Source organism: Streptococcus sp. 3874 (assembly GCF_013276425.1).
Lineage (GTDB): Bacteria > Bacillota > Bacilli > Lactobacillales > Streptococcaceae > Streptococcus > Streptococcus pseudopneumoniae.
On the sequence record NZ_VMLA01000067.1, the window covers coordinates 12546 to 33438 of the forward strand.

The following is a 20893-nucleotide window of genomic DNA, read 5'->3' on the forward strand; positions in this document are numbered from 1 at the left end:
AGAAAACTCAGACCGAATTCGTCTGAGTTTTTATGATCTTAAATTTTCTAGGTAGCGCTGGGCTGTCTCTAGGTTAAAGGTTTTATCTGCGATGAGGCGCTCGACTAGGGGAGCAACTTCGGATTCACTAGCACCTGCGAGAAGTGCCAAAGATTTAGCCTGCAATTTCATGTGGCCTTGCTGAATCCCTGTACTCACCAAGGCTTTGAGGGCCGCAAAATTTTGGGCAAGCCCGATAGACACGATAATCTGGGCTAATTCTTTGGCAGAAGGATTTCCCAATAATTCATGACTGAGAGCTACACGAGGGTTGAGACCAACAGAGCCACCCTTGGTCGCTACAGGCATGGGTAAGGTCATCTCACCGACCAATTCTTCTCTTTCAAGATCCAGCGTCCAGCGACTGAGACCTTGATAGCGCCCGTCTCGACTAGTAAAGGCATGAGCCCCCGCCTCAATGGCACGCCAGTCATTACCAGTGGCAATCAAAATGGCATCAATACCGTTAAAAATCCCTTTATTGTGGGTAGCCGCTCGATAAGGATCAGCTTGCGCAAACTGACTAGCCAAGGCTATCTTCTCTGCAATTTCTCGTCCTTGCTCCTTTTGGCGGATCAAGTAGCGAAAGGCGATGCGACAGCTTGCAGTCACCAGAGAATCAGTTGCGTAGTTGGACAGGATTCCCATGAGACTCTGTCCCTGACTGAGTTCTTCTAAGACTGGTTTCAAGGCTTCCAGCATGGTGTTGAGCATATTGGCACCCATGGCTTCCTGGGTATCGACATGAATATAAACAACGAGAAAGTCTGGTTCGCCTTTTATCTGCTCGACATGCAGATCACGCGCCCCACCTCCACGTTTAACGATAGAAGGATAGGCTTGATTGGCAAGTTCTAGGAGCTCTGCTTTCTTGCTGGCAATCTTCTCTTGCGCTTGTTCAGGGTCAGCAACTTGATAAAGGGCTACCTGTCCAATCATCTGGCGCTCATGAACCTGAGCAGTAAAGCCACCTGCTCGCTTGATGATTTTACTAGCATAGCTGGCCGCAGCAACCACGGACGGTTCTTCTGTCACATAGGGAACTGTGTATTCCTGACCGTTAACGAGAACCTCTGGGACCAGCGAATAAGGCAGAGAAAAAGTTCCCACCACATTCTCACTCAGCTGATCTGCCACAGTTACACTCATCTGTTCATCCTGCTCTAAACTCTCTTGCCTCTCAGGACTAAGGAACGCCTGAGCTTTTAACAGCTCGAGGCGCTCTTGGTATGATTTTTTAGAAAATCCATTCCAACTTATCTTCATTATTTTTCAACCTTGCTATAACGGCGTTGGTGATCAACAATTTCAACCAAGGCAAAATCTTGATTTTCATAGCCAGCAAACTGAGCAGAATTTGTTTCATCTAAGTCTACTTCTTCAAAGAAGACTTTTTCATAGTCTGCAACAGATAAGGCAGTTCGTTGGTTGAGCTTGTTCAAGCGGTCTTTATCCAGATAAGCTTCATAACCTTCAACCAATTCACCGCTGAAGAACTCAGCTACAGCACCACTTCCGTAACTATAAAGGGCGATTTTATCCCCAGCCTTCAAGCTATCTGTATTTTCCAAGAGAGACAGAAGCCCAAGGAAAAGTGAACCTGTGTAGATATTCCCCACCTTTTGACTGTAAAGAATAGACTGGTCAAAATGCTTTTGCAAGAGGTCTTTTTTCTCTTGAGGCAGGCTCTTATCCATGATTTTTTTCAAACCTTTTAAGGCTAATTTAGGATAAGGCAAATGGAAACAAACAGCCGCAAAATCATCCAAAGTAAGCTGGTAGCGTTTTTGATATTCAAGCCAAGTCGTTTTCAAACTATCCAAATATTGTTGGGTAGAATAGACACCATTTACATAAGGAGTTGTCGAGTAATTTGGACGCCAAAAATCCATGATGTCACGGGTTTGAGCAACATTGTCATTATTAAAGGCCATCATGCGTGGATTTTGTGTAATCAACATGGCCACACTTCCAGCACCTTGAGTTGGTTCTCCTGGAGTTTCAATACCGTACTTGGCAATATCACTGGCAATGACCAAGACCTTGGACTCTGGAGAATTTTCCACATGCAATTTGGCATAATGAAGGGCAGCTGTCGCTCCATAGCAGGCTTCTTTAATCTCGAAACTACGCGCAAAGGGCTGAATACCCAGCAAGCCATGCACAAAGACGGCTGCAGCCTTACTCTGGTCAATTCCTGACTCGGTCGCCACAATGACCATGTCAATTTCTGCTCTTTCTTGCTCAGTTAAAATAAAGTCACTAGCACTGGCCGCCAAGGTCACGATGTCCTCAGTTAAGGGCGCAATACTCAATTCCTCGAGTAAGAGTCCTTTGCTTAATTTTTCAGGGTCAATTCCCCTCGCTTCTGCTAAGTCTTGTAACTTCAAGACATATTGACTGGTCGCAAAACCAATCTTATCAATACCGATTGTCATATTTACCTCTGTTTTATCATTCATGTAAAAAATCGTTCGGTACTATTTTATCACAAATGGCAGTAAAAGAGATAAAAAAGACTTGATTCACCAAATCAAGCCTCTTATTGGTCATAATTTCAAAGAATGATTAGTTGCTAGAGAGTTCACCGATATAAGTAGCTTTATAAGCCCCATTCTCAGTTATCAGTTCCTGGAGGATTAAATTTCCTGAGTAAGTCCTTCCCATCTCATCTACAAATTCTTGATAAAACTGACTGGTCGGAATTTCTCTGACATCCTTATCAAATGTCTTGTCAAGTGTTTTACTAACCTTTTCGGCAATCAACTGATGCTCTTGTAATCCACTTTGAAACTCTGAACCCAAACTAGAAACCATGACTGGGATAAGCAACAAAGTCAGTAGACTTACAGACAATAAGGAAAATAGTGATTTTTTCATGATTTTTCCTCCTTTATATAGAGAGAATAGCATACATAGAAAGCCTTGTCACTATATTTATCTCATTTTTCAGAAAATTCTTTTATTTCTGTAAAGTCTACGATACTCGATGTGTTTTTATATAATGATACAGTCTGAGAATCACTGTTCCGCTAGCCATTCCAATGGAAATGACCAGAGCCAGCATAACAACTAATGTTGCACTTGCCAGCGCTTTATTATAGTCCCCTGTCACAAAAAAGGCAGTTGTCCGATAGGAGAGATAACCCGGAACCAAGGGTGCCAAGATTGCTAAGATAAAGACCACAGCAGGAGTCTTATAAAGAATACTTAAAATCTGGCTGACACAAGAACCTATAATGGCTGCAATAAAAGTAGCCACAATAACATTGGTCGGTTCCTTGAGCAAGAGATAGACTAGCCAGACAGCCATGCCCAAAATTCCTCCTGGTAAGAGCATGGACCGCTGAACATTGAGTACGATTAGAAAGGTAATAATAGCAAGAAGACTTGCTACTGCTTGTAATAAAAAGGTTATTAGTGTCATATTAGTTCATCAATACCAAGGCGACAGAAGTTCCTGCCCCTAAAGCAAGGGTAATGAGCAGGGATTCAAACATCTTGCTCATACCAGAGTTTATGTGGTTGGTCATAATATCACGAACCGCATTGGTCAAGGCAATTCCTGGAACAAACGGCATGACCGCACCAGCTATAATCAAGTCTGCCGTTGAAGGAAAGCCTGTGTAGCGAGCCCAAAACTGGGCAATCATTCCAAAGACGAAGGCCCCAGCAAAGGCTGTCACAAAGGGAATTCGGATAAACTTCTCCACATAGAGGGAAAAGGCAAAACCAAATAAGGTCGCCACTCCTGCCCCAAGTGCGTCGTAGATATTTCCACTAAACATAACCGAAAAGAAAGGAGCACTTAAGGTCGCAGCCAGAGTTACCTGCAACTTAGTATAGGGAAGGGGTTGGGCCTGCAAGGCCGTCAATTGCTTAAAGGCTGTTTCTAAATCAATCTGCCCCCCAACCAGCTGACGAGAAATCTGGTTCACATCGCAGACTTTTTCGATGTTATAAGAAGAGGAGGTCACCCGCTTCATGCGCGAAATATTGGTATTTTCAATAGAGAAAAAGATAGCGGCAGGCATGGCAAGGACATTGCAATCCACAATCCCCTGCGAATGCGCAATCCGAATCATGGTATCTTCTACGCGATGAATCTCTGAACCACTTTTAAGGAGAATAGTCCCCGCTAGCATAATCACATCGATGACGGCATTTAATTCTCTTGATTCTTCCATGCGTTCCTCCTTTTATCAACTCCTTCTATTCTATCACAAATCCGGACTCAAAAAAAATCTTTGCCATGAAATCATGACAAAGATTGATTACTTATCTTGATTATCCATCTGATTTTAAGGAGTAGCTGAACTTGTTTTAGGTTTGTAGATTGAAATCTTGACCCTTGTCTTATTGAGGTCTACCTTTTCACCTGCTCTAGGACTTTGTTCAACAACCATGCCTTCTGCACTACCTGCAGGCGCTTTCGTCACTTCTACAACTTCTATATTGGCTTCCTTAATCCCAACAATTTGAATCAAATTGTTCTTAGTAAACTCCAAGCTGGAACCAATGTAGCTCGGCATGGCAACACTTGTAACTTTTTTAGCTACTGTCAAGACGATTTGAGTAGGTTTACTCAAATCATAAGGGATACCTGCACCTGGACTTTGTTTCATAATCGTTCCTGGTTCGCTTTCGCTGGACTCTTCTTCCTCTATCTTAATCAAATTCTCAGGAACCTTCTTCTGCTTGAGTTCTGAGATGACTTCTGTAGAGTTCCGTCCAATATAGTTCCCTAATTGAATCGTCGTAGCTTTTTTAGCCACTGTCAAGACAATTTGAGTTGCCTTGCTCAAGTCATAGGTCGTACCTTCTGGTAGACTTTGCTTCATGACCGTTCCAGCCTCACTCTCCTTGGACTCTTCTTCCTCAATTTTAATCAAATTATCTGGAACTTTTTTCTCTTTTAATTCCGCAATGACATCAGATGATTTCCGACCGACATAATTACTAATTTGGAAAGATTGCTTGCCTGATGAGACAACCAAATTGATTTTCGTTCCTTCTTTTCGACCAGTTCCAGCGCCAGGATCTGTACGGATAATCCGCCCTTCCTCCACCTTTTCACTAGCCTCTGACTTCTCCTCGCCAATCTCAAAATTGGCTTTCTTGAGGGTTTCCTTGGCTTCCGCAACTGTCTGACCTGCCACATCTGGAATGGCAATGGTTGCAGGAGTTCTGGATAGTATCCAAATAAGAGAGGCTGCCACCAATACAAGGCTGGCCAAAAAAATCAGGTAACGCATCTTAAATCTACGTTTTTTCGGTGCTTGTGGTTGGTAAGTTTCCTCTGTCACAGCCTGGCTTGTTTTTTTGATTGGTTTGTGTTCTGTCTGCGCTTGAACCTTAGGAATAGATGTCAAGGTACTCTGGGAAACCTTCGGTAAGGTCTTGGTATCTGCCTTAGTCGCATCGTCAAAGATCAGCTTTGGTTCATTACGACGATTATAAGACAAACTACTAGACAAATCCACATACATCTCAGCAACTGATTTATAGCGATCTGTCAATTTCTTAGCAGTTGCCTTGATAACAACATTCTCCAAAGCCTGGGGCACAGATGGATTCTCAGCAATAACGGACGGCAGGGGTTTTTGGAAATGCTGGAGGGCGATGGTCACTGCACTATCCCCATCATAAGGGATATGGCCTGTCAGCATCTCATAGAAAATGATCCCCATGGCATAGATATCACTTTGTACAGTCGCCTTAGAACCACGCGCCTGCTCTGGTGACAAGTAATGAACGGAGCCCAGCATCGAGTTAGTCTGAGTCAGACTCGTCTCAGCAAAGGCTACTGCAATCCCAAAGTCTGTAACCTTGACAGTCCCATCTGGTGTCAAGAGGATGTTTTGAGGTTTCAAGTCCCTGTGAACAATCCCTCTGGTATGAGCCAAACGCATGGCGAGAAGAATTTGTCCCATGATACGGACGGCTTCTTCATTAGAAAGAGGATAGTGTTCCTTGATATAGCGTTTAAGGTCAAGTCCAGCCACATACTCCATAGCGAGGTACTGTTGACCGGCTTCCTCACCAATATCTGTTATCCGAACGATATGAGGATGGTCTAAATCTGCCATAGCTCTCGCTTCACGCTGAAAACGAGCTACAGCTATCGGGTCCGTCTGGTAGTTAGTCCTCAGAACCTTCACTGCCACTTCTTCCCCGTCTAGAATCAAATCTTTGGCTAAGTAAACATCTGCCATGCCTCCTCGACCAATCTGTTTGACAATCCGATAGCGTCCGGCAAAAATCTTGCCGATTTGGATCATTCTGCATCCTCCTCGTTCATAGAAACAAGGGCAACCGTAATGTTGTCTAAACCTCCTGCATTGTTAGCAAAACGAACAAGTGTCTCCGTTTTATCTGCTAAAGGAATATCACTGGTTACAATATCCCGAATCTCACTGCCTGAAATCATGTTGGTCAAGCCGTCACTATTGAGCAAGAGATAGTCACCTGACTCAAGGATCACTGTCCCAAAATCAGGCTGAATTTCATCTTTTTGCCCAATAGACTGGGTGATAATATTTTTTTGCGGATGAGCTTCTGCCTCTTCTGGTGTCAATTGACCAGCCTTGAGTAATTCATTGACCAAAGAATGGTCGCTCGTCAACTGATGGTATTCTTCTCCACGAATCAAGCCGATACGCGAATCACCAATATGAGCATAGATAGCCTGATTATCGATAATAGCAAGGACTTCCAAAGTAGTTCCCATACCTCTGTAAGCTTCATCCTGACCAAGCTGGTGAATCTTTTGATTTTCAATTTCTAGGTAATGGGCGAACCATTCACGCACTTCATTGACTGTATCGATTTGGGTATCAACCCAAGCTATACCTAGGTCTGTTACCGCCATTTCACTAGCGATATTCCCTGCGCGATGACCTCCCATCCCATCAGCTAAAATAATCATAGTACGTCCAGCTCTATTGACATAGTGGTTGACATAGTCTTGGTTATTTGTCCGTTTCTGACCAACATCTGTTAATAATGAAATTTCCATGTGTCAGTTCCTTCCTAATCCGATATCTTGCGAAATTGACTGATGAAGAATCCATCACTTCCATACAATTCAGGTGTAATGAGGATACAGCCGTCTTTCATGATATCCTTACATTCATGTTCTAGCTTTACCTGCTCGAACTCGGGATGACTCTCTAAAAACGCCTCAACGACTTGAAAATTCTCCTCTGAGACAATAGTACAGGTACTATAAGTTATTATACCACCTTTGCCTAGTGTTTGACAAACACTACCTAATATTTCTAGCTGAATTTCCTGTAAGGACGCGAAATCTGCCGTTTCTTTATTGTATTTGATATCTGGTTTTCGGCGCAAAAGACCGATTCCTGAACAGGGAGCATCCACTAAAATCTTATCAAATGAATCCTGACTAAAAAACTCATGCACCTTTCTGGCATCCAATTTTTGCCTTTGAACCCGATCTGCAACTCCCAGACGTTGAGCATTTTCTTGAATTAAGTCCAACTTGTGATCGTACAAGTCCAGAGCAGTAACCTGACCTGTCGTGAGATAAGAGGCTATATGGGCTGTTTTCCCACCCGGAGCCGCACAGGCATCAAGCACTCGCTCATCTCCCTGCAAATTCAAAGTTGGCGCAACCAGCTGACTAGACTCGTCTTGGATGGTTATAGTCCCTTCTGCAAACAAATCATGGCCTGCAAAATGCCCTTGCTCCTTAACCAGACCAGTGGTTGCTAAAAGGGAATTATTCGCCTCCAATAAGGCTTGGATTTCCTCTTTTCGGCTTAAATCAGTTACACGAATACTGGCCTTGTTTCGCACCAAGAGACTTTCAAAAATAGCTTGCGCTCGCTCCTCTCCGTATTCTTCCTTGAGCTTTGCAACTAGCCAAACCGGAAGGGAATAAGCGATGGAGTCACGCTTGTTTTTTCGTTTGATGCTAGCAATATCTGGCCAGCCTTCACGCAAGATACGGCGAAGGACGGCGTTGACCAATTTTTCACTGCCTTTTTTACGGACTTTGGCCAATTCCACTGCTTCATTGACCACAGCATAATCTGGAATCTTGTTCAAATAGCGGAGCTGGTAGGCACTCATGAGAAGAAGGACATAGAGCCAGTTATCTAACTTATCTCTGTCTTCGATAAAATGGGATAGGTACCATTCCAGAGTCAGTTTACGGGCTACCGTTCCATAGACTAGCTCGGTCACTAAGCCCTTGTCTGCTGCCGAAAGTTGACTTCCCTTGAGATGCTTATTTAAGGCGATATTTGAGTATGCTTGATTGATAAAAACATCCTCTAATACTGCCAGGGCTAAACTTCTAGCCGTTTCTACTTTAGTCACCAAATCGTTCTCCTACAGTCAATGTACGTCCAACTCCGTTGAGGAAGGAAGCGATGTCCATCTTAGGCTTACCAGCTGGCTGCACTTGCTTAAGAGACAAAGCTCCTTCTGCCGTTGCGACAATCAATTCTTTCTTGCCGATAGAGAGAATCTCTCCTGGATTTCCCTGACCTTCTACTGGCAGGGCTTCATAAATCTTAAAGCGGTCGCCCTTAAGGAAAGTATGGGCAACAGGCCAGGGGTTCATCCCTCTGATTTGGTTGAAAAGTTGACGATTGCTTTTAGTCCAATCCAACTTTTCTTCCTCTGGCTTGATATTTGGCGAGAAAGTAACCTGACTTGGATCCTGCGGTTCAGGTTTGATGTCACCAGCAATGTAGGCAGGAAAAGTATCCAAAAGCAAATCACGACCAACTAGCGCCAATTTTTCAAACAAGGTGCCAACATTGTCCTCATCTGTGATCGGAATACTACGACGAGAAATCATATCCCCTGCATCCATTTCCTTAACCATCTCCATAATGGTTACACCAGCTTCCTCATCACCTTGAATCAAGGCATAATGGATCGGAGCACCACCACGATGTTTAGGAAGGAGTGACGCGTGAACGTTGACCGCAAAGTCCATGCTATCAAGGAGTTTACTTGGGAGAAACTGGCCAAAAGCGGCAGTCACAATCCCATCTGCTCCTAGCTTCATAAGATCTTCCATCTCTGGACTTCCAGATAGTTTTTCAGGTTGGTAGATAGGAAGTCCTGCCTCTTTTGCAGCTTGTTTAACTGGGGTTTCCTGGATAACTTTTTTACGTCCGACAGCACGGTCTGGCTGGGTCACAACGGCTAGAATTTCGTAACGGTTATCTGTCAAAAGTCCTTTTAAGACTGTTGCTGAAAAGTCGGGTGTCCCCATAAAGATTAGTTTTGTCATATCTTCTCCTTCTTATAAAAATTGCTGTGGCTCATGGTCAATGCTGAGACGGAGCTCACTATTTTCCCTTTCTTGAGTCAAGGCCAAGACCTGGTTGAGGGTTGGTCCCAGCTCATCTTCTAAACGGTATTTAATTAAAATCTGGTAATGATAGAGGTTGTGAGTACGGGCGATGGGTTTGGGCGTTGGCCCGAGGATGTTACTGGTTTCAGACAAACCTGACCGCAAAATGTTCATGACTTCATAGGCACGTTTGACCACCTCTTCTTCTTTCTTGTGAGAAAGGGTAATGCCAATGGTGAAATAGTAAGGTGGATAGCCAAGTTGTCGTCTGATACCCATTTCATAAGCATAAAAGCCTTCGTAGTCCTGGTCTTTTGCAAATCGAATAGCGTAGTGCTGAGGATTGTAAGACTGAATCAAGACCTGCCCAGCTTTTTCAGCACGTCCTGCTCGACCTGCCACCTGAGTCAAGAGCTGGAAGGTTCTCTCAGAAGAACGGAAATCAGGCAGATTCAAGGCCGTATCCGCATTTAGAACACCGACTAGGGTCACATTTGGAAAATCCAATCCCTTGGCAATCATCTGAGTACCTAGTAAAATATCTGCTTCTCCTCGCCCAAACTGGTCAAGCAGAGCTTGGTGACTACCTTTCTTACGAGTCGTGTCCACATCCATGCGCAGAATGCGAGCCTGGGGAAAGAGTTCTGCTAGCTCGTCATAAGCCTTCTGTGTCCCTGTCCCATAGTAGCGAATACTGCGGCTCTTACAGTTAGGACAGACCTGAGGAATGTCCTTCGAAAAACCACAATAATGGCAGTTCATATTCTTGGTATCCATGTGCAAGGTCAAGGAAATATCACAGTTGGGACAAGTATCCACCGTCCCACACTCCCGACACATGACAAAGCTAGAATAACCACGGCGATTGAGCATGAGAACCACCTGCTCTTTTTTAGCCAGACGGTCCTGAATCGCTTCTAGCAAAGGAGGCGTAAAATTTGACGTCTCGTTTTGTCCGATATAGTCCCGAAAGTCAATCACTTGAACCTCAGGGATTCTAGCTAAAGGATTGGCGCGTTGGGTCAGACGTAAATGTTGATAAACGCCTTTGCCAGCCCGAGCACGGCTTTCCAGACTAGGAGTTGCTGAACCAAGCACCAGAGCCGCTTGATTATAATGAGCCCGTAAAATAGCCACCTCTCTAGCATGGTAACGGGGATTACTGTCCTGCTTATAAGCCGCTTCATGCTCTTCATCAATAATCATGACACCCAGATTTTTCAGCGGAGCAAAGATGGCAGATCTAGCACCAACAACAACTTGGGCATCGCCGCGTTCCACCTTGCGCCATTCATCATACTTTTCACCATTGGACAGGCCTGAGTGAAGAATGGCCACTTTCTTACCAAAGCGAGCAATAAAACGCTCCGTCATCTGCAGAGTCAAGGAAATCTCAGGCACTAACAAGATGGCTGTTTTCCCCTTATCCAAAGCTCCTTGGATTATTTGTAAGTAAACCTCGGTCTTCCCACTTCCTGTGATCCCTTGAAGGAGGAAGGGAGGCTGATGACTACCAATAGCACTCACAACCGCATCACGCGCCTGTCTTTGCTCTGGATTCAACTCCAAAGGCTGACTTGCTTCAATCCCTTCAAAATAAGCAGCCGAGCGTTGCACTTCCTTTTGGACTATGGACACAGCACCTTGTTCCACAAAAAAGTTGACCTGCTCCCGTGAGTAGGACTCTAACAAACTAGCCAAGGAAGCACTCTCAGGATGAGACAGCAAGTAATCTCTCAATTCCAACTTTTTCTTGGCACGCGCAGATATTTCAACACCTTCTAATTGAGCTAGATTCACCTCATACCAAGACTGGGTCTTGACCTTCTTTTGATCGACTGCCTGATATTCCAGACCAAGCAGGCCTTTTCTAGTCAAACGCATCATTTCAGCTTGCTTACCTAAATCCAGAGAAGAAAAGGCTAGCGAATCTTCTGAATCAAACAGGCGTACTCGTTCTTCCTGACTCAAGCCTTCCAGAGGATAGAGAATCTTGTCATAGCTAGAATTCAGAAATCCCGGAAGCATGGCCTTGAGGATAGAGATTTTGTAGGAGAAGACAGATTTGCGTAACTCCTCAGCCAGCCAGAGTTGTTCTGGCGTGAGAACAGGAGAAAAATCCAGCACCTCTGCAATATCTTTTAAATCTTGCTCCATCTCTTCTCCATCTGATTGGGACTCCAAACCAAGAACAATCCCTTGAATCAGGCGATTACCCTTACCAAAAGGCACATGAACCCGCATCCCAACTTCCAGCATTCCCTCAAATTCCTCCGGAATCCTGTAACTATAGGGCTGGTCCGTCTGCATCAAGGGCACATCTACGATAATCTTAGCTAGGGCCATCTTCTCACCTCCTCCTTGTCAGTACATTCTTGCAATAGAAAAAATAAGATTGAGTCCCCCCAACCTTAAATTTTTTCACCATCTTCTTTTTCTTTAGCAATTTGCTCTTTGATTTTCTTTTCTTCTTCTTCTTTGCGGCGTTTTTCTTCTTCGATACGGCGACGCACTGCTTCACGTTTTCCTTCTGGATCTGGGTGAATTGTAACGTTTCCTGATTCGATTTCTTCTAAAGCTCGAAGAGTTGATTTTTCAGACTTGAAACCTTGAGTTGCTGGGGCACCTGCTTCCAATTCGTGGGCACGTTTTGCTTCCAAGATTACGAGTGAATATTTTGAAGGAACCTTGTCGAGCAAGGTATCAATAGAGGGTTTTAACATCATTTGCTTGTACCTATTTTCTAAATTTTATCGGGTAGTTGGAGATTTTGGTAACATCTCCTGATAGTGACCAATGACACGATCCACACAGAAGTGTTCTGCTTCAATCACACATTTGACACGTTCAGCAGCTAGGGGCACCTGATCGTTGACAATCGCATAATCATACTCACGCATGAGGGCAATTTCTTCCTTGGCCTTTTCGATTCGTTGGGCAATCACTTCTGCACTATCTGTTCCACGACCTACCAAGCGATCTTGCAATTCATCCAAATCTGGTGGTGTCAGGAAGATAAAGACAGCATCTGGAACCTTTTTCTTGACCTGAAGAGCACCCTGAACTTCAATTTCAAGGAAAACATCGATTCCCTTGTCCAAGGTTTCATTGACATAGGTCAGAGGAGTTCCATAGTAGTTGCCGACATATTCTGCGTATTCCAACATCTGTCCTTGACGAATCAGCTCTTCAAATTCTTCACGAGTACGGAAGAAATAGTCAACACCGTCCACTTCTCCAGGACGTTGTGCGCGTGTCGTCATCGATACAGAATATTGAAATTGGTTTTCAGAACTCTCAAAAATCTCTCTTCTAACCGTTCCTTTTCCAACCCCTGAAGGACCAGAAAAAACGATTAGTAAGCCTCGGTCTGCCATTGTGTCTCCTTTTAGTCAATCTGCGAAATAACATTTCTCTAGAATAATGGCAAAAAGCCAGATTATCCTTTACAGTCTTTCTATCTAGTGTAACAAAAAAGCAGTAATTTTTCAACTGCTCTTTCTTATTTATTTAGATGTGTTGTGATTCGAACGTGAAATATCGCTTTTAAAATATCTTCAGAAAATAGGTCTATACCATTTACAAATGAAAAAGAAAGGTTTATAATGTAATTGACATAATAAATTGTAGAATCAATTTTTTAAGGAGGTTAACATTATGCCTAACTATATTAAAGCGGATCAGTTTTTCTACCCACACGGAGTTCGTCGAGGTGGTTACTTGGAACTTGTGGACGGCAAGTTTGGAAAACATGTAGAGCAGATTCCTGAAGGAGCTGAGGTGATTGACTATACAGGTTATAGCATTGCTCCAGGACTTGTGGATACCCACATTCATGGATTTGGCGGTGTGGATGTTATGGATAATAATATCGAAGGAACGCTTCATACTATGAGTGAAGGACTCCTCAGCATGGGGGTAACGAGCTTCTTGCCAACAACTTTGACATCGACTTATGAGCAATTGCTTGCGGTAACTGAAAATATCGGTGCTCGTTATCAAGAAGCAAGTGGCGCGAAAATTCGTGGAATTTATTTTGAAGGGCCTTATTTCACAGAGAAATACAAGGGGGCTCAAAACCCTGCCTACATGAAAGATCCTCGCATGGATGAGTTTCGTGCTTGGCAAAAAGCAGCAAATGGCTTGCTAAATAAAATTGCTCTTGCGCCAGAGCGTGAAGGTGTAGAAGACTTTGTACGGACTATCACCGGAGAAGGTGTAACGGTTGCTCTTGGGCACTCAAACGCGACTTTTGATGAAGCTAAAAAAGCAGTCGATGCTGGAGCGAGTGTTTGGGTACACGCCTACAATGGAATGCGTGGGTTGACTCACCGCGAACTGGGTATGGTTGGAGCCATGTATCAATTACCTCATACCTATGCAGAGTTGATCTGTGATGGCCATCACGTAGATCCAAAAGCCTGCGAAATTCTTATCAAACAAAAAGGGACAGAAAACATTGCTCTTATTACAGACTGTATGACAGCTGGTGGATTGGAAGACGGTGACTATATGTTGGGAGAATTCCCAGTTGTCGTTGCAAATGGAACTGCACGCCTCAAATCGACAGGTAACTTGGCAGGTTCTATCCTCAAACTCAAAGATGGTGTGAAGAATGTAGTCGAATGGGGAATTGCGAATCCGCATGAAGCAGTCATGATGGCCAGCTTCAACCCAGCTAAATCCGTTCACATCGATGACGTCTGTGGACAAATTCGTGAAGGTTATGATGCAGATTTTATTGTTTTAGACAAAGATTTGGAATTGGTAGCAACCTATCTAGATGGTGTGAAACGTTATCAAGCATAAGAGAGAAGAGTCTGGGCAAAAGTCTAATTTGAGGAGAAAATCCAGTAATACTCCTTTGAAGTCAAAAAGCAACAAACACTGTCAACTATTTGTTACAACTCCATTAATTAGTATTCCACTTTCTAAAATCAGTATTTTGAGCTGTGCAATCCAAGTCTTCTAATTTGTTTTTTAATTTCTGTTTAGTATAAATTTTACTTGGGCAGTAGACCAACTTGGAGCGTTTACGAGTTGTTCCAGGCTCAGTTTAGCTTGTTTTCTTAGTCTCTTCTTTGTCTTTCTGTGAGACTTGGGAGAGAGGATGTTTTCCTTATAGAGTATTTTTCTAACAGTTGTATCAGAGAGCTGAATTCCCTCTTCTTCAGCTAGTAATTCACAGAAATGAAGGACATTTGGTTTATATGTTTCATAGGAGAGGTATTTCTTTAGGACACGTTCTTTGATTTCATCAGGGATTGCATGTTTTGGTTTTCGATTTCTGTTTCCGTGTCTGAAGGCTTCTTTTCCTTTCTGTTGATAGGCTAGTAGCAGACGATTGATTTGTCTTTCAGAAAGATTCAGTTCGACACAGGGTCGTTTCTTTGTTTTCTTTCCTTGGTCTATAGCTTTTATCACAAGATATTTTTTCGTTTCATTCATATTCAGTTGGATACTTTTCATACGACTATTTTATCAAATGGGACATTTTCACGTTCGATTTACTAAATGAAAGTTATATAATGAAGTTAGCCACCCAGCCCTCCTAAAAATTAGATGGTTCAACTAGCTGAAAGTGTAGACATAAGAAAACACCTCTGTGTTATACTTGTTGTTCAACCACAAACACAAGAAAGGCACAGAGATGCGATATTTTAAAAGAGTTGGATTTCTCCAACTCTTCTCTTTTTAATACACGTTATTTTGATTTGACTGGCTTGTCTTGAGCTGTCTTCAAGGCTGTGGCAATCGTATCTGCATACAATTTTGCTCCTGCTTCAATAGTGCTAGTGTCACTTCCGAAATGGACTTGGTCTGTTCCTGCCCAAATTTCTGGATGCTCTTTCGCAACTTGATTCCAATCTGCTATCGTGATGTAAGGTGTCTTCTCTGCCAATTCTCTCATGTAGGCAGCAGCCTTCTCAACGATGGCATAGGTCTCTTTTGTCTTATCTCCCTCATAAGGAGTCACCAAAACCATATGGTGGCCCTTAGGAAGATTTTTCACGATACTGTCCCAGTCTTCCTTGTAATTTTCAGGATTATTTACCCCAGTCGCAATGACCACCATCTTAGGTAAAAATTTATTTTGGCTATTGTTTATCATGATTTCATTGGCAGTCTTGGTTGTTCTGCTGACCTGCGCGTTAATTTGTGCTCCAGGAAGAGCTGTCTGCAGGGCTGTATTTGCCCTTAAAGCCACCGAGTCACCAATTAACATAGTGCCATCAGCAATTCCTAAACTATCAGCTTCTGCTCGTTCTGCTATCACTTTTGTTTGGGCAATAGTACTAGCAGCTTGCTTCAAGCCATTGACAGTTAAGTCTGTCTCAAACGCTCCCACTTGTGGTGCCAACAAAGTCACTAAGAAGACAATGAAGGCCAAGATTCCCGTACTTGTTGCAAGAATTGTGTGAATATAAGGCAGGGGACGAAGAGTTTGTAAAATAGGTGTGTTCTTGCCTGCAATCCAAGGTTCCAATACATAAAATGAAAGACTGGCAAATCCATAAGAAAAAATCAAAGTTAATAACACAGCAAGAAGATTTGAGGTCAACTGTGAGAAAATGATGTAGAAAGGCCAATGGAAGAGATAAACTGCATAGCTAGTATCCGCTAAAAAGCTAATCATCTTTGTCTCTTGTATATGATGTGTCTTTTCATGTAAGACACGCGCCGCCAGAATCATAGCAAGAGCTGCAAGGCTAGCAAGTAAGAAGCCCATAAGATAGGCAAAAAGATAGGTAAATTTGACAAAGAAGGTCAAAATGAGTAAGAAGCCAAAACCTCCTCCAAAAACCAAAAGGGTCTTGCGTAAATCCCAGATTTTATCCAACTGCTTGACGAGGGAAGTCGTCTGACGAACGCCTACAATCGTTGCTAGGATACTTCCCAAAAAGAATGGATAGACATGAGTTAAACTGGAGAAGTAAACAGAGGAATAAGAGGTCACTAGAAAACTACCAATAAACATGGAGAAGAAGCTGATCAAGAAGGCAGCAGCTGATAAGAGAAAAACCATTCCCCTCAACTGACCATTTGATTTGGACTGTTTGGATAAGAACCAAACTGCCAATCCCCAAAGAATATAGTAGTGAACCTCAACGGCCAAGCTCCAATTATGAACAAACAAATGAGGAATGAACTGAGATTCATAACTCCCACCTGTTAGCAGTTCATAGAAGTTAGTCATAAAGCCTAAAACACCCGCAATCTGACCCCCAATTCCAGCCACATAATCTTGGCGAACTAGAAAGGTAAAGGGCATGGTTACCAAGACCATCAAAATCACAGGTGGCACAATCCGATAAAAGCGTCTCCTAAAAAATCCAATCAAGTCAATCTCATGATTTTTAGAAAACTCTTCGATGAGTAGAGCCGTAATCAGGAAACCTGAAAATGTGAAAAAGACATCTACCCCGAAAAATCCTCCAGGAAAGATGGTCTGAAAGAAATGATACAAGAGTACCAGTAGTAAACCTGTAATCCTAATCAAGGAAAACCATTTAATGCGCATACGAGTTTATTCTCCCTTTCATTATACACTTTATTCTATCAAAAAAAGAAGAAAAATCCTAAGAGAAAACTTAGGATTTTTAGCTTATATCTATTCCGTTTTAGAAATTGCGTCCTGACTTATTATAGCCATATTTTTCCACAAAATACTCACGGAATTCCAAGAGATTGTCATCCATGATGGCTTGTCGCACTTGCTTCATCAGGTTAAGCAAGAAGTAAAGATTATGGTAGCTAGTTAAGCGGATACCGAAGGTTTCATCAGCTTTGAGTAGGTGACGAAGGTAGGCGCGTGTGTAGTTCTTACATGTGTAGCAATCACACTCAGGATCCAGTGGCGTAAAGTCCTCAGCAAACTGGGCATTTTTGACAACCAAACGTCCCTGACTGGTCATACAAGTCCCGTTACGAGCGATACGAGTCGGCAAGACACAGTCAAACATATCCACCCCACGAATGACCCCATCAATCAAGCTATCTGGCGCTCCGACACCCATCAAATAGCGAGGTTTATTTTCAGGAAGCAGTTGGGTTGTGAAGTCCAAAACCGCATTCATCTCTTCGTGGGTTTCTCCTACTGCCAAGCCACCGATAGAGTAGCCTGGGAAATCCATGCTGACAAGGTCATGAGCCGATTGGCGACGCAGGTCTTCAAATCCTGCCCCCTGCACAATCCCAAATAACCCTTGGTCATGCGGACGACGGTGAGCCTTCAAACCACGCTCAGCCCAACGACTGGTACGCTCGATTGATTTCTTAACGTAATCGTAAGGTTGATAAAACTGAGGACATTCGTCAAAGGACATCATGATGTCTGAGCCTAGATTATTCTGAATAGAGATAGCTTTTTCTGGCGATAGGAACATCTTGGAACCATTGAGATGGTTTTTAAAGGTTACTCCTTCTTCTGTGATATTACGGCTATCTGCTAAGGAATAAACCTGAAAACCACCACTATCTGTCAAGATAGGCTGGTCCCAATTCATGAACTTGTGGAGACCACCTGCGCGAGCAATAAGTTCATCTCCAGGACGAAGCCAGAGATGATAGGTGTTTGACAGGATAATTCCCGAACCCATCTCCTTCAATTCTTCAGGCGACTGAGTTTTGACAGTGGCTTGAGTCCCAACTGGCATAAACATAGGTGTTGGGAAGGTGCTGTGGGGAGTGATGATTTCTCCCAGACGAGCTCCTGTATGTTTTTCTTTCTTAATCAAACGGTATTTGATTGGTGAATCTGACATTTTTTACCTCCGAAGCTGGGAAAGACAGTCCCAGTTCATACTTTGTACCCAAGGGCATACTGTATGATTTTATCAAAAAAAGCTGGAACTGTCACGAACTATGGTATAATAAGAGAATGAACTATCCAAAAATTGATTTAAAAACAATTCGTCAGGAGTCAAAACATTTTCAGGCTGACACCCCCCGTCTCTTTCTCCTCTATATCCTTCCCAGTATGCTGGTCATCTTATCTGGTTTTCTTAATCCCTTATCTCGGATACACGTGACTGTTTTAGAACAGCCATTTTTCAGCATACTTGGTCAAATACTTCAAGCCTACCTCTTTCCTCTACTAGTCTCCTTTATCGGGACTATTCTTTTGACCAGTTCCGTCTATGCAACCCTGACACTCATGAAAGATTCTAAAACGGAGCCATCTGTAAAAAACAGCCTAGCTCTCTTTGATGAGGAGCGCTTTTCTCAAACCTTTTTGACCCTACTTCTCAAACGTTTCTATCTCTTTTTATGGAGTATCCCTAATTTACTTGGGATTTACTTCCTCTTTTATAGTAGCTTTTTAGCCCAAAAATTCGTCACCCTACATCCTGAGTTTCCAAATCTAGATCTCTCATCAGTTGAAACCGAGCGTTTCCTCATGGTCTTTGGACTCTACTTTCTTGCAAGTCTCATCTTGATCATTGTAGGAAATATCCTCTATATTCCACAGTATTATGCCTATTCACAGGTGGAATTTCTTCTCTGTTATAGTCTAGACCTAGGACAGGCCTCACCAAGACGAATCCTAAAAACTAGCCGTTCCTTTATGAAGGGCTACAAGTTCCAGCACTTTGTCCTAGATTTACAGCTTCTTCCTTGGTACTTCCTCAATTGGATTACCTTTGGCATTGCTAGTTTTTTACTCCTACCTTATATCCAATGTACTAAAATCAGCTTTTATAGAGCAGTACTTAGAGCAGCACTTAGTAAAAAATACCAACTAAACTACCCCTGGTAGGGCTAGTTTTTCACTCCTACCCTACATTCAAATTAATTAATAAAATGATTTTTTACCGAGCAGTATTGGCTCGAAAACGTCCAAAAGCTTGAAGGTTTTCCCTCAAGCTTTTTTCTATCAATGAGTTTCTCCGCCTACCAACTTGAGGTCTTGATCTCCATGTTCTATAATGGCTCCGATTGCCGCTTCTATCCCTCGCCTAATATCCACTAAACTCATAGCTGGAGTTGTAGGTCGATTCACCACCTATTCCATCATATAAGGAATATGCATAAAACCTGCCTTAACATGTGGAAATTTCTTTTCTACCAAATAGAGGGCCTGATACATCAAATGGTTGCAGACAAAAGTCCCTGCCGTATTGGAAACAGAGGCCGGCAAGCCCTCTTTTTTTATAGCTTGAACAATCGCTTTAATCGGTAAACTACTAAAGTAGGCCGAAGCACCGTCTTGGCGAATGGAAAGGTCAATCGGTTGATTACCATCATTATCAGGAATGCGTGCATCGTCTTGATTTATAGCCACTCGTTCAGGCGTCAAGCTAGATCTTCCACCTGCTTGGCCAATACAAAAGACAAAGTCAGGTTGATAGCGGTTCATCTCTTCTTCCAATACTTGAGCCGATTTGTGAAAGACTGTTGGCACTTCTAACCAACGGACCTCAGCACCATGGATTTCAGCTGGTAAACCTTTAATGGCCTCCAAAGCTGGATTAACCTTTTCCCCTCCAAAGGGCTCAAAACCTGTCACTAATACTTTCATTTCTAACTCCTCAAAACAAATTCAATGAGACTTTTTCTTAAAAACAAGTATAACATATTTCCCTTATTCCGGAGTGAAAAGGACTAGCGAGACTAAGATTGACCTTTGAACTTATTTAAAGAGAAAAATACTAATCAAGGCTAAAATAGCTGGCTCACCTTGCTTCAAAATAATTTTCTTATCTGCTGTGAGAGAGCCATAAGCCGCAGCACCAATCACAAATAAAACAAAAATAGTCACAATTTCTAAATTCTGTGAGAAATAAATCCCATACAGGAGAAAGACTCCTAGCAGAGCATTATAAATCCCTTGATTTTTAAACAGTGAACTTACCGACGGACGAGCTAGTTCTTCCCTGTCCATGTTAAAGACACGACTAGTCGCTTCTGATTGCGTTGCAATACTTTCCAAATAAAAAATGTAAAAATGCTCCAAAGCAACGATTGTTGCTAAAATAATTGTAATAATTGACATCTATTTCTCCTTAAATTTCTATATTTTCAATGCTCAAAACCAATTTGTTTAATAAACGGCTGAATTCTGTTCTCTCAGACTCTGTTAAGATACTTTCCATCTCTTTCTTAACCTTGATATGCTGCAGAGGTGGATTCATCACTAACTGCTCCTTGGCATACTTCGTAGCCTCTACCAAGACTTCTCGCTGATTTTCAGGATTACGATGACGCTCCACCAAACCTTCCTTTTCTAAAATCTTAAAATGCCGTGTCAAAGCAGCCTGATCAATCTTCAAACGCTCCTGAACCGCTATTTGATTACAAGGGGAATGCTTCAACAAAAATAATAAAATCTGATACCGTGTCAAACTAATCCCAAGCCTTTTTTCAAACAATTGCGTACTCGCTTGCTCAGACAAGCGGAGTTGATACAGTAAATCTTGAATCTCTATCATTTCTTCCTCCTTTCTATTGATTTATCAATAGTTGATTAATCAAGTTTAATATAATACTGGACTAAAATCAAAAAACATCTTATAA

At 42.6% G+C, this 20893-nt stretch carries 18 protein-coding genes and 2 pseudogenes; 2 read left to right on the forward strand and 18 right to left on the reverse strand.

Annotated features, from left to right (window positions below; genetic code table 11):
* Positions 1-30: 30 nt before the first annotated feature.
* The 12 genes from HT703_RS07260 to gmk all read right to left on the reverse strand — a co-directional run bounded on the left by HT703_RS07260 (position 31) and on the right by gmk (position 12753).
* Positions 31-1305, reverse strand: a complete 1275-nt coding sequence (locus tag HT703_RS07260) for a hydroxymethylglutaryl-CoA reductase, degradative (RefSeq protein WP_000704368.1) — start codon at positions 1303-1305, stop codon at positions 31-33.
* Positions 1305-2477 (reverse strand): hydroxymethylglutaryl-CoA synthase, encoded by a 1173-nt coding sequence (locus HT703_RS07265; protein ID WP_000151945.1) that lies wholly within the window; start codon positions 2475-2477, stop codon positions 1305-1307. Before HT703_RS07265 ends, HT703_RS07260 begins: the two co-directional genes overlap by 1 nt.
* A 130-nt stretch (positions 2478-2607) precedes the next feature.
* Complete coding sequence (locus HT703_RS07270; RefSeq protein WP_025170610.1) at positions 2608-2856, reverse strand: hypothetical protein; 249 nt, start codon at positions 2854-2856, stop codon at positions 2608-2610.
* Positions 2857-3016: 160 nt separating this feature from the next.
* A complete protein-coding gene (locus HT703_RS07275; protein ID WP_000172685.1) occupies positions 3017-3466 on the reverse strand; it encodes a threonine/serine exporter family protein in 450 nt (149 codons plus the stop codon).
* A gap of 1 nt (position 3467) precedes the next feature.
* Entirely contained in the window at positions 3468-4226 is a 759-nt protein-coding gene (locus HT703_RS07280) for a threonine/serine exporter family protein (RefSeq protein WP_000392948.1), read from the reverse strand.
* A gap of 114 nt (positions 4227-4340) precedes the next feature.
* Positions 4341-6320, reverse strand: coding sequence for a serine/threonine-protein kinase StkP (stkP, locus tag HT703_RS07285; RefSeq protein WP_172930001.1), 1980 nt, complete (start codon positions 6318-6320; stop codon positions 4341-4343).
* A complete protein-coding gene (locus tag HT703_RS07290) occupies positions 6317-7057 on the reverse strand; it encodes a Stp1/IreP family PP2C-type Ser/Thr phosphatase (protein ID WP_000406237.1) in 741 nt (246 codons plus the stop codon). Before HT703_RS07290 ends, stkP begins: the two co-directional genes overlap by 4 nt.
* A 14-nt stretch (positions 7058-7071) precedes the next feature.
* Positions 7072-8385, reverse strand: coding sequence for a 16S rRNA (cytosine(967)-C(5))-methyltransferase RsmB (rsmB, locus tag HT703_RS07295; protein ID WP_014017339.1), 1314 nt, complete (start codon positions 8383-8385; stop codon positions 7072-7074).
* Complete coding sequence (gene fmt, locus HT703_RS07300) at positions 8378-9313, reverse strand: methionyl-tRNA formyltransferase (RefSeq protein WP_138707914.1); 936 nt, start codon at positions 9311-9313, stop codon at positions 8378-8380. Before fmt ends, rsmB begins: the two co-directional genes overlap by 8 nt.
* Positions 9314-9325: 12 nt before the next feature.
* Complete coding sequence (locus HT703_RS07305) at positions 9326-11722, reverse strand: primosomal protein N' (protein WP_172930002.1); 2397 nt, start codon at positions 11720-11722, stop codon at positions 9326-9328.
* Positions 11723-11787: 65 nt separating this feature from the next.
* Complete coding sequence (gene rpoZ, locus HT703_RS07310; RefSeq protein WP_000979235.1) at positions 11788-12102, reverse strand: DNA-directed RNA polymerase subunit omega; 315 nt, start codon at positions 12100-12102, stop codon at positions 11788-11790.
* 24 nt (positions 12103-12126) lie between these two features.
* On the reverse strand, positions 12127-12753 hold the full coding sequence (gene gmk / locus HT703_RS07315) for a guanylate kinase (RefSeq protein WP_000775037.1): 627 nt from the start codon (positions 12751-12753) through the stop codon (positions 12127-12129).
* Positions 12754-13033: 280 nt separating this feature from the next.
* Here gmk and nagA point away from each other — a divergent pair, with 280 nt between their 5' ends.
* Complete coding sequence (gene nagA, locus HT703_RS07320; RefSeq protein WP_001134440.1) at positions 13034-14185, forward strand: N-acetylglucosamine-6-phosphate deacetylase; 1152 nt, start codon at positions 13034-13036, stop codon at positions 14183-14185.
* Positions 14186-14431: 246 nt separating this feature from the next.
* Here nagA and HT703_RS07325 read toward each other — a convergent pair.
* The 3 genes and pseudogenes from HT703_RS07325 to tgt all read right to left on the reverse strand — a co-directional run.
* Positions 14432-14824, reverse strand: a pseudogene (locus tag HT703_RS07325) (helix-turn-helix domain-containing protein); the annotation flags it as partial.
* A 256-nt stretch (positions 14825-15080) separates the two neighbouring features.
* Complete coding sequence (locus HT703_RS07330; protein WP_001220862.1) at positions 15081-16898, reverse strand: acyltransferase family protein; 1818 nt, start codon at positions 16896-16898, stop codon at positions 15081-15083.
* A gap of 100 nt (positions 16899-16998) precedes the next feature.
* Positions 16999-18141, reverse strand: a complete 1143-nt coding sequence (gene tgt, locus HT703_RS07335) for a tRNA guanosine(34) transglycosylase Tgt (protein ID WP_001285257.1) — start codon at positions 18139-18141, stop codon at positions 16999-17001.
* 116 nt (positions 18142-18257) lie between these two features.
* Between tgt and HT703_RS07340 the strand changes: the two genes are divergently transcribed.
* The gene (locus HT703_RS07340) at positions 18258-19136 is read left to right on the forward strand and encodes a DUF975 family protein (protein WP_001108855.1); all 879 of its coding nucleotides are present in this window, start codon (positions 18258-18260) and stop codon (positions 19134-19136) included.
* Positions 19137-19253: 117 nt separating this feature from the next.
* On the opposite strand, the pseudogene pcp reads toward HT703_RS07340, so the two are convergent.
* The 3 genes and pseudogenes from pcp to HT703_RS07355 all read right to left on the reverse strand — a co-directional run bounded on the left by pcp (position 19254) and on the right by HT703_RS07355 (position 20808).
* A pseudogene (gene pcp, locus HT703_RS07345) lies at positions 19254-19898 on the reverse strand (pyroglutamyl-peptidase I).
* Positions 19899-20009: 111 nt separating this feature from the next.
* Positions 20010-20372, reverse strand: coding sequence for a DUF1304 domain-containing protein (locus tag HT703_RS07350; protein WP_000022854.1), 363 nt, complete (start codon positions 20370-20372; stop codon positions 20010-20012).
* A gap of 10 nt (positions 20373-20382) precedes the next feature.
* On the reverse strand, positions 20383-20808 hold the full coding sequence (locus HT703_RS07355) for a MarR family winged helix-turn-helix transcriptional regulator (protein ID WP_000570119.1): 426 nt from the start codon (positions 20806-20808) through the stop codon (positions 20383-20385).
* Between the last annotated feature and the right edge of the window lie 85 nt (positions 20809-20893).

Bases quoted from the DNA above. Each gene is read 5' to 3' on its own strand.
- HT703_RS07260 (WP_000704368.1), bottom strand. From the start codon at position 1,305: ATGAAGATAAGTTGGAATGGATTTTCTAAAAAATCATACCAAGAGCGC.
- HT703_RS07265 (WP_000151945.1), bottom strand. From the start codon at position 2,477: ATGACAATCGGTATTGATAAGATTGGTTTTGCGACCAGTCAATATGTC.
- HT703_RS07270 (WP_025170610.1), bottom strand. From the start codon at position 2,856: ATGGTTTCTAGTTTGGGTTCAGAGTTTCAAAGTGGATTACAAGAGCAT.
- HT703_RS07275 (WP_000172685.1), bottom strand. From the start codon at position 3,466: ATGACACTAATAACCTTTTTATTACAAGCAGTAGCAAGTCTTCTTGCT.
- HT703_RS07280 (WP_000392948.1), bottom strand. From the start codon at position 4,226: ATGGAAGAATCAAGAGAATTAAATGCCGTCATCGATGTGATTATGCTA.
- stkP (WP_172930001.1), bottom strand. From the start codon at position 6,320: ATGATCCAAATCGGCAAGATTTTTGCCGGACGCTATCGGATTGTCAAA.
- HT703_RS07290 (WP_000406237.1), bottom strand. From the start codon at position 7,057: ATGGAAATTTCATTATTAACAGATGTTGGTCAGAAACGGACAAATAAC.
- fmt (WP_138707914.1), bottom strand. From the start codon at position 9,313: ATGACAAAACTAATCTTTATGGGGACACCCGACTTTTCAGCAACAGTC.
- HT703_RS07305 (WP_172930002.1), bottom strand. From the start codon at position 11,722: ATGGCCCTAGCTAAGATTATCGTAGATGTGCCCTTGATGCAGACGGAC.
- rpoZ (WP_000979235.1), bottom strand. From the start codon at position 12,102: ATGATGTTAAAACCCTCTATTGATACCTTGCTCGACAAGGTTCCTTCA.
- gmk (WP_000775037.1), bottom strand. From the start codon at position 12,753: ATGGCAGACCGAGGCTTACTAATCGTTTTTTCTGGTCCTTCAGGGGTT.
- nagA (WP_001134440.1), top strand. From the start codon at position 13,034: ATGCCTAACTATATTAAAGCGGATCAGTTTTTCTACCCACACGGAGTT.
- HT703_RS07330 (WP_001220862.1), bottom strand. From the start codon at position 16,898: ATGCGCATTAAATGGTTTTCCTTGATTAGGATTACAGGTTTACTACTG.
- tgt (WP_001285257.1), bottom strand. From the start codon at position 18,141: ATGTCAGATTCACCAATCAAATACCGTTTGATTAAGAAAGAAAAACAT.
- HT703_RS07340 (WP_001108855.1), top strand. From the start codon at position 18,258: ATGAACTATCCAAAAATTGATTTAAAAACAATTCGTCAGGAGTCAAAA.
- HT703_RS07350 (WP_000022854.1), bottom strand. From the start codon at position 20,372: ATGTCAATTATTACAATTATTTTAGCAACAATCGTTGCTTTGGAGCAT.
- HT703_RS07355 (WP_000570119.1), bottom strand. From the start codon at position 20,808: ATGATAGAGATTCAAGATTTACTGTATCAACTCCGCTTGTCTGAGCAA.